13 protein-coding genes, 1 tRNA gene and 1 pseudogene are annotated in these 15,491 nt (G+C 71.9%); 13 read left to right on the top strand and 2 right to left on the bottom strand.

The window, feature by feature from the left end:
* Positions 1-691: pseudogene (locus tag UWG_RS0128645) on the bottom strand (hypothetical protein); the annotation flags it as partial.
* 404 nt (positions 692-1,095) lie between these two features.
* Here UWG_RS0128645 and proB point away from each other — a divergent pair.
* From proB to UWG_RS0128620, 5 genes are all read left to right on the top strand, one after another.
* Positions 1,096-2,202 carry a glutamate 5-kinase gene (gene proB, locus UWG_RS0128640; RefSeq protein WP_016910632.1) on the top strand — a complete coding sequence of 369 codons (1,107 nt, stop codon included), beginning with the start codon at positions 1,096-1,098 and terminating at the stop codon, positions 2,200-2,202.
* A gap of 318 nt (positions 2,203-2,520) precedes the next feature.
* Positions 2,521-2,925, top strand: a complete 405-nt coding sequence (locus tag UWG_RS0128635; protein ID WP_420235652.1) for a hypothetical protein — start codon at positions 2,521-2,523, stop codon at positions 2,923-2,925.
* Between the two features lie 117 nt (positions 2,926-3,042).
* Positions 3,043-4,308 carry a glutamate-5-semialdehyde dehydrogenase gene (locus tag UWG_RS0128630; protein ID WP_016910630.1) on the top strand — a complete coding sequence of 422 codons (1,266 nt, stop codon included), beginning with the start codon at positions 3,043-3,045 and terminating at the stop codon, positions 4,306-4,308.
* A gap of 50 nt (positions 4,309-4,358) precedes the next feature.
* Positions 4,359-5,027 (top strand): SCO2584 family spore wall biosynthesis protein, encoded by a 669-nt coding sequence (locus UWG_RS0128625; protein WP_016910629.1) that lies wholly within the window; start codon positions 4,359-4,361, stop codon positions 5,025-5,027.
* Positions 5,028-5,220: 193 nt separating this feature from the next.
* Positions 5,221-6,321, top strand: coding sequence for an SCO2583 family membrane protein (locus UWG_RS0128620; RefSeq protein WP_016910628.1), 1,101 nt, complete (start codon positions 5,221-5,223; stop codon positions 6,319-6,321).
* On the opposite strand, the gene UWG_RS0128615 is transcribed toward UWG_RS0128620, so the two are convergent.
* Positions 6,302-7,405, bottom strand: a complete 1,104-nt coding sequence (locus UWG_RS0128615) for a M48 family metallopeptidase (RefSeq protein WP_016910627.1) — start codon at positions 7,403-7,405, stop codon at positions 6,302-6,304. The genes UWG_RS0128620 and UWG_RS0128615 overlap by 20 nt on opposite strands.
* A gap of 258 nt (positions 7,406-7,663) precedes the next feature.
* On the opposite strand from UWG_RS0128615, the gene UWG_RS33445 reads away from it, so the two are divergent.
* From UWG_RS33445 to UWG_RS0128575, 8 genes are all read left to right on the top strand, one after another.
* Complete coding sequence (locus UWG_RS33445) at positions 7,664-7,825, top strand: hypothetical protein (protein ID WP_016910626.1); 162 nt, start codon at positions 7,664-7,666, stop codon at positions 7,823-7,825.
* A gap of 95 nt (positions 7,826-7,920) precedes the next feature.
* Positions 7,921-8,577 (top strand): nicotinate-nucleotide adenylyltransferase, encoded by a 657-nt coding sequence (gene nadD, locus UWG_RS0128605; protein WP_050988674.1) that lies wholly within the window; start codon positions 7,921-7,923, stop codon positions 8,575-8,577.
* Positions 8,574-10,178, top strand: a complete 1,605-nt coding sequence (locus UWG_RS0128600) for an LCP family protein (protein WP_016910624.1) — start codon at positions 8,574-8,576, stop codon at positions 10,176-10,178. Before nadD ends, UWG_RS0128600 begins: the two co-directional genes overlap by 4 nt.
* Positions 10,179-10,261: 83 nt before the next feature.
* A complete protein-coding gene (rsfS, locus tag UWG_RS0128595) occupies positions 10,262-10,696 on the top strand; it encodes a ribosome silencing factor (RefSeq protein WP_016910623.1) in 435 nt (144 codons plus the stop codon).
* Positions 10,693-11,349 (top strand): histidine phosphatase family protein, encoded by a 657-nt coding sequence (locus UWG_RS0128590; RefSeq protein WP_029391860.1) that lies wholly within the window; start codon positions 10,693-10,695, stop codon positions 11,347-11,349. The genes rsfS and UWG_RS0128590 overlap by 4 nt, the downstream gene beginning before the upstream one ends.
* A gap of 133 nt (positions 11,350-11,482) precedes the next feature.
* Positions 11,483-11,555, top strand: a tRNA-Ala gene (locus tag UWG_RS0128585).
* 257 nt (positions 11,556-11,812) lie between these two features.
* Positions 11,813-14,686: a leucine--tRNA ligase gene (gene leuS, locus UWG_RS0128580; protein ID WP_016910621.1), complete on the top strand. Its 2,874-nt coding sequence runs from the start codon at positions 11,813-11,815 to the stop codon at positions 14,684-14,686.
* Positions 14,687-14,803: 117 nt separating this feature from the next.
* On the top strand, positions 14,804-15,466 hold the full coding sequence (locus tag UWG_RS0128575) for a hypothetical protein (RefSeq protein WP_016910620.1): 663 nt from the start codon (positions 14,804-14,806) through the stop codon (positions 15,464-15,466).
* Positions 15,467-15,491 lie beyond the last annotated feature (25 nt).

Genomic DNA, 15,491 nt, shown 5'->3' with positions numbered 1-15,491 from the left:
TCCCCACCGTCGGCCGATACTCCCCCAACCACGCATCCAACCACTCCCACACCTTCGCCTCGCTCACGGCGCGGCGCTTGGGGAGCAGCCACAGGCCCAGGTAGCACGCGCTGCCGAGGGAGAGGAGCAGCGTGCAGCCGACGCCGAGATACCCCCAAGTCTCGGCCGAGAGCCCGGCGGAGAGCACGACGCCGATGGTGCCGGGCACCGAGAACCTCAGCAGGCGGCGGCTCGGCTGCCGCAGCAGCAGGCGGGGCGGCGCCTTGGTGAGCCGCAGCGCGGAGGTGTCGATGTTCCGCGTCACGATCGGCAACGTCCGGGTGCGCCGTACGAGTTGGGCGACGGCCTGGCACAGGAAGTGCGCGGCGTAGGCGACGAGGAGGAGCAGCGTCAGCGGTCGCTCGACGCCGGGCGGCACCTCCGGGATGCGGACGAGGCCGATCACCACGAGCATGTCGCGCAGCAGTTGGCGGGTGGTGACGTCGAACCTCACCTTGCCGAGCAGCGCGAGCAGGCCGGGCTGCCGGTGCGTGAGGTACAGGTCGAGCGCCAGGCCGGCGAGCGAGGCGGCGATGAAGACCGGCACGTTCGGCAGCAGGGCGCCCGCGAGCTGCGCGGCGTAGAACACCGCCAGCGCGAGCAGCGCCGCCAGTTGGACGACGCGTCGGGATGAGAGTCCGGCAGAGGGCACGGGCTGGGCTCCTGGCAGGAGAATCGAGAGTTTTCTGGCTGAATTCGAGTTGTTCTGTGTGGTTTCTGCGGATATATGTCGAGCCCGTCCACAGGAGCGGGCCGAGAGGACCTGACCGTATGACGCGGGCAGCCCCAGTGACAATCTTCCCCCGCCCCGCGCCCGCTCTGTGCCGCGGTCGAGGCGGCGCAAAGGTAACGATGCTCACCTCTTCGTCACCCGAAATCGATGCGCATCCGCGACCTGCACTGACGTAGATTGCCGGAGGGATTGCGCGAGGACGGCGAGGAGGAGGACCCGCCGCAGCGCGGTCCGCATCCACCACGGCGGGAGCACCGACGAGAGTGACAGGCGCAACACACAGTGACAGCAGCACGGACGCGGTGGCAGGTCTGCGGCAGGAGGTGGCAGACGCGCGGCGGATCGTCGTCAAGGTCGGCTCCTCCTCGCTCACCACGGCCGCCGGCGGCCTCGACGCGGACAGGGTGGACGCCCTGGTCGACGCGCTCGCGGGCCGCGCCCTCGCGGAGGGCAAGGAGACGGTCCTCGTCTCCTCGGGCGCCATCGCCGCGGGGCTCGCACCGCTCGGCCTCGCCAAGCGCCCGCGCGACCTCTCCCGTCAGCAGGCGGCGGCGAGCGTCGGGCAGGGGCTGCTCGTCGCGCGGTACACCGCCTCGTTCGCGCGGTACGGGCGTCGCGTCGGCCAGGTGCTCCTGACGGCGGACGACACCAGCCGCCGCTCCCACTACCGCAACGCCTACCGCACCCTGGAGCAACTGCTGTCGATGGGCGCGGTCCCGATCGTCAACGAGAACGACACCGTCGCCACCGCCGAGATCCGCTTCGGCGACAACGACCGGCTGGCGGCCCTCGTCGCCCACCTCGTCCGCGCCGACCTCCTCGTTCTCCTCTCCGACATCGACGGCCTCTACGACGGCGACCCGGCCAGGCCGGACTCGCGCCGCATCGCCGAGGTGGCGGGCGCCGCCGAGCTCGCCGGGGTCGAGGTCGGCGGCGTCGGACGGTCCGGCGTCGGCACCGGGGGGATGGCGACGAAGGTGGAGGCCGCCAGGATCGCGGCGGCGGCAGCCGTGCCCGTCGTCCTCACCTCGGCCGCGCAGGCGGCCGACGCGCTGGCGGGCCGTCCCACCGGCACCTGGTTCCACCCCACGGGCCGCCGCGCGGCCGGCCGCCTCCTCTGGCTCGCGCACGCCTCCACCCCGCTGGGTGCGCTGACGCTCGACGCCGGTGCCGTGGAGGCCGTCGTCGAGCGGCACACCTCGCTCCTCGCCGCGGGGATCGCGTCGGTGCACGGCGCCTTCTCGGCCGGCGACCCGGTGGAGCTGCGGGACGAGGCGGGCCGTCCGGTGGCCAGGGGGCTGGTGAACTTCGACGCCAAGGAGCTGCCGCAGCTTCTCGGCCGCTCCACGGGCGAGTTGGCGAGAGAGCTGGGCCCGGAGTACGAGCGGGAGGTCGTCCACCGGGACGACCTCGTGCTGCTCGCTTCGTAGCACTGCGGGGCGCTCGGGTACGTAGCGACCGTGCGCTCGGGCGCGCCCCCGGGCGCACGCCGGCGGTCGGGTGCGAGTGCTCGGTGCAGGGACTGGTGTTCAGGCTGGTGCGCCAACCTCCGCACGAGACCGGTCAAAGAGCGGCGTTTCCGCGGACACCTTCAGGAAAACCGCCCCACGGGGGCGCTCGGGCTGGTCAACTTTGAGGTGGAGCCGCCCGAGCGTGCGGCGGCTGCGGAACCAGGAGCGTGCCGCCCGCAGGGCGCAGCGCCTCCCCACCCCCTTCGCACCATTCTCAGGAGGCCGCCGGTGAGACGACTGGCCAGCGTCGAGATGGGGTCCTCCCGGCCGGAGGAGAGCACCGTGCCGCAGCCTCGGCCGGAGCCCCGGCTGTGGCACATCACGCTCAGCGTCGCCGGTGCCGACGCACCGCTCAAGGAGGTCAGACGCGCGCTTGAGCAGCTCGCGCACGACCATCCCTTCCTCCTCACCAGCCGATACGCCAACGACCATGCGGAGATCAGGTATTGGGAGGAGGCCCGCGACCTCCACGACGCGGCTGCCGTGGCGCTGCGGCTGTGGGGCGAGCACCGTGCCTCGGCGAAGCTTCCGCCGTGGGAGATCGTCGGCCTGGAGGTGATCGGCCGGGAGACCTACCACCAGCGGGTCGCCGAGGGGTACGGACCGCCGCCGGCCGTGCCGGTGGGCGTCCACCCGTTCTGACGCTCCGCGTTCGCCCGTGCCCGCGCGCCGAGTCGGCGTCGACGTCCGGTCGCCGGCCCCGTCTCGGGAAGCGGACGCGCGGCCGGACGCCCGCACCGGCCTGGCTACGCTGGGGACATGACCGCCACGCAGCAGCCGTCGCCCGTGCTCGCCACCGCCCGCCGTGCCAAGGAGGCAGCAGCCGAGCTGGCGCCGCTGCCCCGCAGCGTGCGGGACGCGGCCCTGGAGGCGGTCGCGGAGGCCCTCGTCGCGCGGACGCCGAGGATCACCGCGGCGAACGCGGAGGACGTCGCGAAGGCCGAGGCCGCCGGCACCGAGCCCTCGCTCCTCGACCGGCTCACGCTCACCCCCGAGCGCCTCGCCGGCATCGCCGCCGACGTACGCCGCGTCGTGGGCCTCCCCGACCCGGTCGGCGAGGTGCTGCGCGGCTCGACCCTCCCCAACGGCCTGGAGCTGCGGCAGGTCCGGGTGCCGCTCGGCGTCGTCGGCATCGTCTACGAGGCGCGGCCCAACGTCACGGTCGACGCGGCAGCGCTGTGCCTGAAGTCCGGCAACGCCGTTCTGCTCCGCGGCTCGTCCTCGGCGTACGCCTCGAACAGTGCGCTCGTCGAGGTGCTCAGGGAGGCGGTCGCGTCGGCAGGCGTCCCGGCCGACGCGGTGCAGCTCGTCCCCGGGGAGAGCCGGGAGAGCGTCGAGGAGCTGATGCGCGCCCGCGGCCTCGTCGACGTCCTCATCCCGCGCGGCGGTGCCTCGCTGATCCGCACCGTCGTCGAGGGGTCCACGGTGCCCGTGATCGAGACGGGCGTCGGCAACTGCCACGTCTACGTCGACGCCTCGGCAGACGTCGAGACGGCCGTCGGCATCGTCGTCAACTCCAAGGCGCAGCGCCCCAGCGTCTGCAACGCGGCGGAGACGGTCCTCGTCCACGAGGAGATCGCCGACGCGTTCCTGCCGCGCGCGGCCGAGGCGCTCGGCAAGGCCGGCGTCACCGTCCACGGCGACGAGCGCTGGCAGCGCGCCGACCCGGCCGTCGTCCCCGCCACGCCCGAGGACTGGTCGACGGAGTACCTCTCCTACGACCTCGCCGCCGCCGTCGTCCCCTCGCTGGACGCGGCCGTCGAGCACATCCGCGCCCACACCTCGGGCCACACCGAGGCGATCGTCGCCCGCGACACCGCGGCCACCCGCCGCTTCACCGCCCTCGTCGACGCCACCGCCGTGATGGTCAACGCCTCGACCCGCTTCACCGACGGGAGCGAGTTCGGCTTCGGCGCCGAGATCGGCATCTCGACGCAGAAGCTCCACGCCAGGGGGCCCATGGGCCTCCCCGAGCTGACGTCGACCAAGTACGTCGTCACGGGCGACGGCCACATCCGCGGTTGAATTCCTGCGCTCACTGCCCAAATTGACCGTATAGGTCTACGCTGGATCCCGTGCCGGACGACGTGGGGGGCAGGCCGTTCCCGGACGGCGAGGAGCCCGAGTACCGCCACCACGGGAATGCGGACGAAGAGTTCGCCACCGTGGTCTTCGACGAGGACTTCGTGCGTGCCGCCGAGGTCCACGAGCCGACGGCCGCCGAGCGCATGCTCACCTCGGCGCAGCCGCACCAGGACCCGGAGGAGCCCCGCTATCCGTGGGAGGACCCCCCGGGTTACGACGACTACGACGCCCTGGCCGACGGCGAGGAGCCCGACCCGGAGGCAGAGCGCCAAGTCCGCTTCGCGCGCCCGGAGAACTTCGGCCCCGGCTTCCACCCGGACCTGCGCTCCGGCCTCCCGCCGGACCTGGAGGCGTACGAGCACGGCGCCGACTACGGCTACGGCCGCCCGTCCGCCTCCGGCCCACCGGCGTCGGCCCGCCCGTACCGCGGTCACGGCCGCTGGCAGCGCCCCGTGGCGTGGGTGCTGGCCGTCGTGATGGGCATCGGCGTGGTCGCCCTGGCGTTCAGTGCCGTCTACCGGGGCGCCGCCGCCCAGCGCGACGACCCCGAACCCCCGCCCGCGACAGCCGACATCGAGTCCTCCGAGGACCTGCCGGGCAACCTCCACTCGACCCGGCCCGAGGAGGCGCCGGCCACGGCGGAGCCAGGACACGGATAGCGCGAATCGGTGAATCCGCTCCTCGCGGTCCCCGCGTCGGAGCGGACCCTCGCACTCCGCCCCGGTCGTACGCCCCTTGCCGCCTGCGGGAAAGGTGCGGCTCGCCACGTCCGGTACCGAAAAGATCCGTGATTTCCGCAAGTTGTCCACAGCCGGCCGGTCACGACGCGTGCACCGGACCTACTCTGTTCTTATGTCCGGGCGCGAAGATCCGCCCGATGGGGCGCCGGAGAGCGGGGGCCCCACAGGCGGTGACGAAGAGTACGGAGCGCTCGTCTTCGACGAGTCGTTCGTGCAGGCTGCACGGCTCCAGGAGTACTCCGCACAGGAGCGGATCGCCGACGACTCGCACGCAGCGGTGCGCAGCCGTCCGGCCGCTGAGCGGAAGACGGGGCTCACCTTCTCCAAGCAGGGCGTCCTGCTCTGCCTGCTCATCGCGATGGCCTTCGGCACCGCCATCTACATGGGCATCCGCAACCCGTACCACTCGCCCCCGCAGCCGGCGGCCGAGCCGATGCGTATCTCGCTGCTGCCGCTCGCGCCCCGCGACGCGGTCCCGGGGGCCGAGGCCGAGGACCTCTTCGCGAACAGCCCCGCCGCCGAGTTCCGCTCGGGCGCCGACGGCGTGACGCTGCCGCCGGCCCGGCGCAGCGAGCACTTCTCGGAGAGCGAGGTCCTCACGGCGCTCACCAGCGCCAAGGACTACGTCGTCGAGAGCTCCCTCGACCCGGAGGTCCTCACGGGAGGCGCGGCCCGCCCCGTGCGGCTGCTCCTCGACCCGGGCCAGCAGCGGCAGTTCGACGAGAGCCTGGAGAGCCCCCGCAACGACGGCAGCTACGCGGCCACCGGCTGGATGGTCCGGTTCGACCCGGAGAAGACCGCCCTCGCCGATCCCCGGGTACGGGTCGACGGCACGCTCGACGTGAAGGAGGCGGGTCCCGCCGCGCTGGAGGTCACCGCAGACCACGTCTTCGCCTACGCCGTACGCCCCGCCGGCGACGGTGCGGAGGAGGCGGCGTCGCTCTTCACCGTGCGCCGCGAGGTCCGCTTCCACTTCACCCGCGAGGATCTCCGGGACCACCAACTCAGCGTGCGCCAGGTCTCGATGCGCGCGGGCCCGCTGCCGTGCTCCGCCGACCCCTCCGACACCCTCGTCCCGCTCCTCGCCGGCGAGAAGGCGAAGGAGGACGGCCCCGCGGGGACCAACCCGTACGCCGACGGACGCTCGGCCGTCCCTACGTGCGGAGCGCTCGCGGCCAACGCCCAGCCGAGCCCTAGGAACCCTTCCCCGTAGTGCCGCCGTCCGCCTCGCCCTTGCCGCCGCCCCGCCCCGTGAAGGTGTCGCGGAGCTTGCCGCCGAGGTCGCCGGCGCCGCCCGCGATGTCCTTCACGAGGCCCAGCAGCGGGTCCTTGCTGTTCCGCACCGTCTCGGAGTAGTGCTCCGCGCTCTGGCGGAAGGAGTCGGAGAAGGAGGCCTCCGCGTCGTCGGCGCGGCGGTCGTAGTGGCCGTCCATGAGCCGCTGGTAGTCCCGGCTCTTGGCCCACTTCCGCAGCTCGGCGGCGCGCACGGTGGTGAAGGGGTGGCTGCGCGGCAGCACGTTGAGGACCTTGAGGACGGAGTCCCGCACATCGCCGCCGGCCTCGTACTCGTCGGCCTGGGCGAGGAACGCGTCGACGTTCATCCGGTGCAGGTGGTTGCCGCCCGCGAGCTTCATCAGGCCGCGCATCGAGGCGTCGAGGTCCTGCCCCACGAGGAGTCCGGCGCGGTCGGCCGACAGCTCCGACTTGCGGAACCACTCGCGCAGCGCCGTGACGATCGCCATCACGGCCACGTTGCCCAGCGGGATCCAGGCGATCTTGAGCGCGAAGCTGGTGAGGAAGAGAAGTATCGTGCGGTAGACCGCGTGGCCCGAGAGGGCGTGCCCCACCTCGTGGCCCACGACGGCGCGCATCTCCTCCTCGTCGAGGAGCTCGACGAGCCCGGTGGTGAGCACGATCACCGGCTCGTCCATCCCGACGCACATGGCGTTGGGCTTCGGGTCCTGGGTGACGTACATCGCGGGGGCCTTCTCAAGGTCCAGGATGTAGCAGGCGTCCCTGAGCATGACGTCGAGGTGCGCGAACTGCTCGGGCGAGACGCGGACCGAGTCCGAGAGGTAGAGCAGGCGCATGCTGCGCTCGGGCAGCAGGCCGCTCAGCGACTTGAAGACGGAGTCGAACCCCGTGAGCTTCCGGAGCGCCACGAGCGCCGAGCGGTCCGCCGGGTGCTCGTACGCACGCGAGGAGATGCCGGGGAACCTCCGGCGCTCCCGGCCGGGGAGGCGCTCGGGATTCTCCTCGGAACCTCCGCCAGGCGTGCTGTCGCTGTGCTGCGTCATGTGATGTCCCCTCCGCGTCGGCCGTCCACGTTAGGTGCAGACGCCCTGCTGTGCCGAGGAGTTGCACCTTCCCGGCCGTCTTCGCACAACGGCCGCGGCGGTACGGGCGTTCCCGCCGCCCCGCCCTCCGGCCCGATGAACTGAGTCGGCGTGAGCCGGCCGAGGGGCCACGCTTACCATGAGCCTGCGCGGTCGTAACCGGCCGCGCTGCCGTACGACCTGCGCACGCCCCTACGAGACTTGGATGGGTCCGCGACGATGACTCTGCCCAGCACCGCACACGACGCCCTCACCGTGCTCGCCTCCGAGGGGCACGGCGGTGAGCACGAGAGCCTCAACCCGCTTCTCACCGGTTTCGGCGCCCTGTTCGCGCTGCTCCTGCTGCTGTGGATCACCACGCGCTTCAACCGGGACCGCTGAGCCCCCGGACCGTCCTGCCGGGCCGGTCGCCCGGCCGTGCGGCCGTGCTGTGAGGGAGGGCCGCGCTGACCGAAGACAGGATAGGGTCGGCACGCATGGGAGAGCACATAGTGCCCGGGACCGCGAAGCGGCGGCTCGGTGTGATGGGCGGGACCTTCGACCCCATCCACCACGGGCACCTCGTCGCAGCGAGTGAGGTGGCAGCCCGCTTCCACCTCGATGAGGTCGTCTTCGTCCCGGCGGGCATGCCGTGGCAGAAGACCCACAAGCGGGTCTCGCCCGCCGAGGACCGCTACCTGATGACGGTCATCGCCACCGTCGGCAACCCGCAGTTCTCGGTGAGCCGGATCGACATCGACCGCGGCGGCCGGACGTACACGATAGACACGCTCAGGGAGCTGCGGGAGCTCGATCCCGACACCGACCTGTTCTTCATCACCGGCGCCGACGCCCTTTCACAGATCCTCAGTTGGCGGAACACCGAGGAGCTCTTCTCTCTCGCCCACTTCATCGGGGTCACCCGTCCGGGGCACGCGCTCACCGACCCGGGGCTGCCGCACGGCGGCGTCTCCCTCGTGGAGGTGCCGGCGCTCGCGATCTCGTCGACGGACTGCCGCGCCAGAGTCGAGCGGGGCGACCCCATCTGGTACCTCGTGCCCGACGGCATCGTGCGGTACATCATGAAACGCGGGCTGTACCGCGAGGTCGTCGAGACGGTCGAGGACGAGGAGTCGGGGGGAGCGCAGGAGTGAGCGACGGCTACGGGTACGACCCGTACGGTCGGCAGCCGGAGATCCTCGGCTACGACGAGTACGGCCGCCCCATCTACGCGAGCGCGCCCCAGTCCCAGCAGACGTACCAGGGCTACGACCCCTCGGCGCAGCATCCCGGCTATCCGTCGTACGACTCCTACGCCGACCCCTACGCGCAGCAGCCCCAGGGGCACGGCCGGCCGTACGCGGGGGAGCAGGCCGGGTACGACCCGTACGCCTACTCCCCCGACTCGCCGCAGCAGCAGCCCGATCCGTACGCGCCGCAGCAGCCGCCCCTCCCGCACCAGGCACAGCCGCCGCAGGAAGGCCCGGCCGCCGACGCCGGGCCCGACTACCGTACGGAGCAGTTCTCCTTCGTCGAGGAGCCGGCCGAAGAGTCCGAGGACGTCATCGACTGGCTGAAGTTCAGCGAGAGCCGCACCGAGCGCCGTGAGGAGGCGAAGCGCCGCGGGCGGAACCGGATCGTCGCGCTCGTCGTCGCCGCCGTCGTCCTCGTGGCGGGCGGCCTCGGCTACCTCTGGTACGCCGGGATGCTGCCCGGGCTCGACGGGTCGAAGGAGGAGGCCGCGGCCACGGGCGAGCAGCGGCGCGACGTGATCGTCGTCCACCTGCGCTCGACCGACGGCGGAGACACCTCGACGGCCCTCCTCGTCGACAACGAGAGCGCGGGCAAGGGCAGAACCCTCCTCCTCCCCAACTCCCTCGCGGTCACGGCCGAGGAGGGCACGACGACGACCCTCGGCAAGGCCGTCGAGGGCGAAGGCGCCTCCCCGACGAGGGACGCGCTCGGCACGCTCCTCGGTGCCGACATCAAGGGGACCTGGCGGCTGGACACCCCGTACCTGGAGAACCTCGTCGAGCTCGTCGGCGGCATCACGATCGACGCCGACGCGACGATCCCCGCGAAGAAGAAGGGCGAGAGCCCCCTCGTCCGCAGCGGCGCCGACCGCGACCTCGACGGTCGTGCAGCCGTCGCCTACGCCACGCACCGCGCACCGGCCGAGGCGGAGGCCAAGCAGCTCAACCGCTTCGGCCAGGTGCTGCACGCCTCGCTCCGCAAGCTCTCCAGCGAGCCGGCCGCGGCCGGCCGCACCGTCGAGTCGCTCGGCCAGATCCCCGACCCGTCGCTGAGCGAGAAGCAGTTGGGCGCCTCCCTCGCCAAGCTCGCCGAGCAGGCGAAGAACGGCTCCTACGACACCCGCGTCCTGCCGGTGCGGGCCAACGGGACGCTGAGCCAGGCCACGAGCGAGGGCATGGTCAAGCAGATCCTCGGCGGTACCGTGAAGAACTCCGACACCGACGGAGTGCTGCGCGTCGGCGTCGAGAACGCGACGGGCGCACGCGGACGGGACGACGCCGCCTCGGTCGCGCTCGTCAACAGCGGGTACACCGTGGTGAAGGGCGGAGCCGCGGCCTCGGCCCGGGCCCGCTCGGCCGTCACCTATGTGGACGCGGGGGACAAGGCCAAGGCCGTCGAGGTCGCGAAGACCCTCGGGCTCCGGGAGAGCGCCGCCCGCAAGGGTGAGGTGTCCGGCAACGCGGACGTCTCCGTCGTGCTCGGCGCCGACTACAAGGGTTGAGCCGGCCGGGTCCCTTCACCGGCGTGAGACCCTGGAAACCTGCGTGTGTCCGAATCCAGACAATCGAGCCGAAAGCATCACCTGTGACCGCCACACCCCGCGCCATCGAGCTGACCACCGTCGCCGCCCAGGCGGCGGCCGACAAGCTCGCCCACGACATCGTCGCCTACGACGTGAGCGACGTCCTCGCCCTCACCGACTCCTTCCTCCTCGCCTCGGCCCCCAACGACCGCCAGGTCAAGGGCATCGTCGACGAGGTCGAGGAGCGCCTGCGCGAGGAGTGCGACGCGCGCCCGGCCCGCCGCGAGGGCGAGCGTGACGGCCGCTGGGTGCTGCTCGACTTCGTCGACATCGTGGTGCACGTGCAGCACTCCGAGGAGCGCGTCTACTACGCGCTGGAGCGGCTCTGGAAGGACTGCCCGCAGGTGGAGCTCCCCGCCGACGCGCAGGCGACCGCGGGCGAGGGCGAGCGCCACCGGCAGTCCCAGGACGGTGCACTCGACGGGGAGCGGAGCTGAGCGCGCAGGGCGCCGGGCCCGGCGGACGCAAGATCGTCCTCTGGCGGCACGGGCAGACACTGTGGAACCTCGAACGCCGCTTCCAGGGCACCACGGACATCGCACTCACCGAGGCCGGCATCCAGCAGGCCCGGCGGGCGGCCCGGCTTCTCGCGGGCCTCGGCCCGCACGCGATCGTCGCCTCCGACCTGCGCCGCACCGCGGCCACGGCGGCCGAACTCGCCGCGCTCACGGGCCTGGAGGTCACCTACGACGAGGGGCTGCGCGAGACGTACGCCGGGTCCTGGCAGGGCCTGACGCACGAGGAGATCCTGGAGCGCTACCCGGAGCAGTACACGGCGTGGAAGCGCGGCGAGCCGGTCCGCCGCGGAGGCGGTGAGCTGGAGGCCGAGGTGGCGGACCGTGCGGCGCCCGTGGTGGAGCGGAGCGTGGAGAAGCTCCCGGCCGGGGGCACGTTGGTGGTGGTCAGCCACGGAGGCACGATCCGGACGACGATCGGCCGGCTGCTGGGCCTCGCGCCCGGGACCTGGGAGGCGCTCGGCGGCCTCTCCAACTGCTGCTGGTCGGTGCTGGGCGAGGGCGTACGCGGATGGCGCCTCATGGAGCACAACGCGGGCAGCCTTCCGGAGCCGGTCCTCGGCGACGACGACTGAGCGGGCGACCGGCCAACGACCGTGCGGGGACCGCCTGTTGGTAGCCGTGTCGGCAGCGGGTGCAGCGGATTTCTCATTCGGGCTGGTCACCGGTTAAGCTTCTACCCGTTCCCGGCACTCGTCGCAGGAACGCGGGGCTATAGCTCAGTTGGTAGAGCGCTTGCATGGCATGCAAGAGGTCAGGAGTTCGATTCTCCTTAGCTCCACAGTTCCGCACAGGGGCGGCCCGCGAGCACGGGCCGCCCTTTTTGCGCTCTCTTCCTCGCGATGTGGACGCCCGGTACGGGCCCTCAGGGCGTGCGGTACCCTGACGCCATGCGTGCTGAACGCCTTCTGCTTAGCCAGCCGCGCTGACCATGTCCGGGCTCCCGAGGCCCGGAGTCCGCGCGGCTTCCCCTCCTGTGCGAGGGGATTTTTCATTTCTCGACCTAGGCAGATGACGACCGATGGAGCTTTGAGGACGATGAGCGAGCAGACGAACGCCGCACCCGCAGCGGCCCCCCATCGCTACACGGCGGCACTCGCCGCCGACATCGAGGCACGCTGGCAGGACTTCTGGGAGAAGCACGGCACCTACGAGGCCCCCAACCCGGGCGACGGCGACCTCGGCGGCGATCCCCGGGAGACGGCGAAGCCGAAGAAGTTCATCATGGACATGTTCCCGTACCCCTCGGGCGCCGGCCTGCACGTCGGCCACCCGCTGGGGTACATCGCCACCGACGTCTACGCCCGCTACCAGCGGATGACCGGACACAACGTCCTGCACACGCTCGGCTTCGACGCGTTCGGCCTGCCCGCCGAGCAGTACGCGGTGCAGACGGGCACGCACCCCAGGCACTCCACCGAGGCGAACATGGCGCAGATGCAGAGCCAGCTGCGCCAACTCGGCCTGGGACACGACGCCCGCAGGTCCTTCGCCACGATCGACCCCGAGTACTACAAGTGGACGCAGTGGATCTTCCTCCAGATCTTCAACTCCTGGTACGACACCGGGGCGCAGCGCGCACGCCCGATCTCGGAGCTGGTCGCGCAGTTCGAGTCGGGCACCCGCGACACCCCCGGTGACTTCGGCCCCTGGGCGGACCTCACCGAGCCGCAGCGCGCCGAGGTGCTCAGCGAGTACCGCCTCGCCTACGCCTCCGACGCGCCCGTCAACTGGAGCCCGGGCCTCGGCACCGTCCTCGCCAACGAGGAGGTGACGGCCGACGGCCGCTCCGAGCGCGGCAACTTCCCGGTCTTCAAGGCGAATCTGCGGCAGTGGAACATGCGCATCACCGCGTACGCGGACCGCCTCATCGACGACCTGGACACCCTCGACTGGCCCGAGGCGATCAAGCTCCAGCAGCGCAACTGGATCGGCCGCAGCGAGGGCGCCCGCATCGAGTTCGCCGTCGGCGAGGAGCGGATCGAGGTCTTCTCGACGCGCCAGGACACCCTCTTCGGCGCCACGTACATGGTGCTGGCGCCCGAGCACCCGCTCGTCGACCGCATCGCGTCGGAGAACTGGCCCGAGGGGACGCACCGGGCCTGGACGGGTGGCCACGCGACCCCCCGCGAGGCGATCGCGGCGTACCGCGCGCAGACCGAGGCCAAGTCCGAGCTGGAACGGCAGACGGAGGCGAAGGAGAAGACCGGCGTCTTCACCGGCGCCTTCGCGCACAACCCCGTGACGGGGCAGCCGATCCCGGTCTTCGTCGCCGACTACGTGCTGCTCGGGTACGGCACGGGCGCCGTCATGGCCGTCCCGGCGCACGACCACCGCGACTTCGAGTTCGCCCGCGTCTTCGAGCTCCCGATGCGCTGCGTCGTCGAGCCGTCCGACGGCCGCGGGCTCTCACCCGAGGAGTGGGAGGACGCCTTCGTCTCCTACGACGCGAAGATCGTCAACTCCTCCTCGGAGGAGGTCTCGCTCGACGGCCTCCAGGTCGCGGAGGCGAAGCACCGGATCACCGAGTGGCTCCAGGAGCGCGGGGTCGGCGCGGGGACCGTCAACTACCGTCTGCGCGACTGGCTCTTCAGCCGCCAGCGGTACTGGGGCGAGCCCTTCCCGATCGTCTACGACGAGCAGGGCGTCGCGCACCCGCTGCCCGAGTCGATGCTGCCGCTCGAACTGCCCGAGGTGGACGACTACTCTCCGCGCACCTTCGACCCGGACGACTTCGAGGCGCAGCCGGAGACCCCGCTCTCCCGCAACGAGGAGTGGGTCAACGTCACCCTCGACCTGGGGGACGGGAAGGGCCCGCGCAGGTTCCGCCGCGAGACCAACACCATGCCCAACTGGGCCGGCTCCTGCTGGTACGAGCTGCGCTACCTCGACCCGCACAACACCCGGGCCCCCGTCGACCCGGAGGTCGAGCGGTACTGGATGGGCCCGCGCAAGGGCCGGTCGACCGGCGGCGTCGACCTCTACGTCGGCGGCGCCGAGCACGCGGTGCTGCACCTGCTCTACGCCCGCTTCTGGTCGAAGGTCCTCTACGACCTGGGCCACATCTCCTCGGCCGAGCCGTTCCACAAGCTGTACAACCAGGGCATGATCCAGGCGTACGTCTACCGCGACGCACGTGGCATCGCCGTGCCGGCGGCCGAGGTCGAGGAGCGCGCGGACGGTTACTACTACCAGGGCGAGAAGGTGACGCGGCTCCTCGGCAAGATGGGCAAGTCGCTGAAGAACGCCGTCACGCCCGACGAGATCGTCGCCGAGTACGGCGCCGACACACTGCGGCTCTACGAGATGGCGATGGGGCCGCTCGACGTCTCGCGTCCGTGGGACACCCGTGCCGTCGTCGGGCAGTACAGGCTGCTCCAGCGGCTGTGGCGGAACGTCGTCGACGAGGAGACGGGGGAGGTCTCCGTCGTCGAGTCCGAGCCCGACGAGGAGACGCTGCGCGTGCTCCACAAGGCGGTCGACGGCTTCGCCCAGGACATGGAGGCGATGCGCTTCAACACGGCGATCGCCAAGCTGACGGAGCTCAACAACCACGTCACCAAGGTGCGTGGCGTGCCGCGGTCGGTCGCCGAGACGATGGTGCTGCTCGTCGCGCCGCTGGCGCCGCACGTCGCGGAGGAGCTGTGGCGGAGGCTCGGGCACGAGGAGTCGGTCGTCCATCACGACTTCCCCGCGGCCGACCCCGCGTACCTCGTGGACGAGGCCGTCACCTGCGTCGTGCAGGTCAAGGGCAAGGTGCGTGCGCGGCTGGAGGTGCCGCCCTCGATCGGCGAGGAGGAGCTGCGGGAGCAGGCGCTCGCCGAACCTGCGATCGTCTCGGCGCTGGACGGCGCCGACGTGCGCAAGGTGATCGTCAAGGCGCCGAAGCTCGTCAACATCGTGCCTGCCTGAGCTGGTTCCGAGGGGCCCGGCCCCTCGGAAGCTTCCCCTCCGGGCCGCCTCGGGGCGGTTCCGGGTTCGAACCCGTCCTGAACGCCTGGCTCTCCGCTTACGCTGGAGGGTGTCGCTGTGCGCGTACGGACGGAGAAGCAGGTGGAGTTGGTCGTGACGGTCCTGGTGCTGCTCTTCGTCTCGTGCGTCGTCGTCGGGGGTGTGGTGGCGTTCCGGGTCGCGCGGGCGGTGAGCAGGGGCGTGGAGCGTACGGGTGTGCAGTTGCGGCGCGGGGTCGAGGAAGCCGGGCTGAAGGCGAAGGCGGCGCAGCCGGGTGCCGTCGGACAGGTGGCGCGGGTCCGCCTGGAGCTCCGCTCCTCGATCGACGGGACTCGCAGGTACCTCGAGGCGAGCGTTGCGCGTGACCCTGGACTGCGGGAGTCGCTCGGCCTCCTCGACCGGCTCCACTCGCATGCGCGTCAACTCGACGGCGAGCTGCAGATGTTGGCCGACGGCGCGAGCAGGGCCCGCGTCGCCGAACGGCTGCCGGAGGTCCAGGCGAGGGCCGAGCGGGTCGTCCGGTCCGCCGAGTCGCTCCGCAGCGCGGCGGCGGACCGCGCCCAGCGGTTCGACGCCGAGGGGCTCGACTCCCTCCACTCGCAGATCGAGATGGAGTCCGGCGCGCTCCGGCATTGGGAGCAGGGCACCGGGCAGAGCCGTCCGGAGGAGAGCGAACTGCCGGAAGGCGGCGAGCACCGCGGGCTTCCCGGGGACGGCCGGCGGCGCTGGCAGCGGAAGTAGGACGCGGGTCCTGCGCTGCTCTTCC

The organism is Streptomyces xiaopingdaonensis (assembly GCF_000262345.1).
Lineage (GTDB): Bacteria > Actinomycetota > Actinomycetes > Streptomycetales > Streptomycetaceae > Streptomyces > Streptomyces xiaopingdaonensis.
The sequence above is the reverse complement of the archived record's forward strand: the minus strand, read 5'-3'. Positions and strand labels throughout refer to the sequence as shown.

Coding starts and splice junctions, on each gene's coding strand:
- UWG_RS0128630 (WP_016910630.1), top strand. CDS start 3,043: ATGACCGCCACGCAGCAGCCGTCGCCCGTGCTCGCCACCGCCCGCCGT.
- UWG_RS0128620 (WP_016910628.1), top strand. CDS start 5,221: ATGTCCGGGCGCGAAGATCCGCCCGATGGGGCGCCGGAGAGCGGGGGC.
- UWG_RS0128615 (WP_016910627.1), bottom strand. CDS start 7,405: ATGACGCAGCACAGCGACAGCACGCCTGGCGGAGGTTCCGAGGAGAAT.
- UWG_RS33445 (WP_016910626.1), top strand. CDS start 7,664: ATGACTCTGCCCAGCACCGCACACGACGCCCTCACCGTGCTCGCCTCC.
- nadD (WP_050988674.1), top strand. CDS start 7,921: ATGGGAGAGCACATAGTGCCCGGGACCGCGAAGCGGCGGCTCGGTGTG.
- leuS (WP_016910621.1), top strand. CDS start 11,813: ATGAGCGAGCAGACGAACGCCGCACCCGCAGCGGCCCCCCATCGCTAC.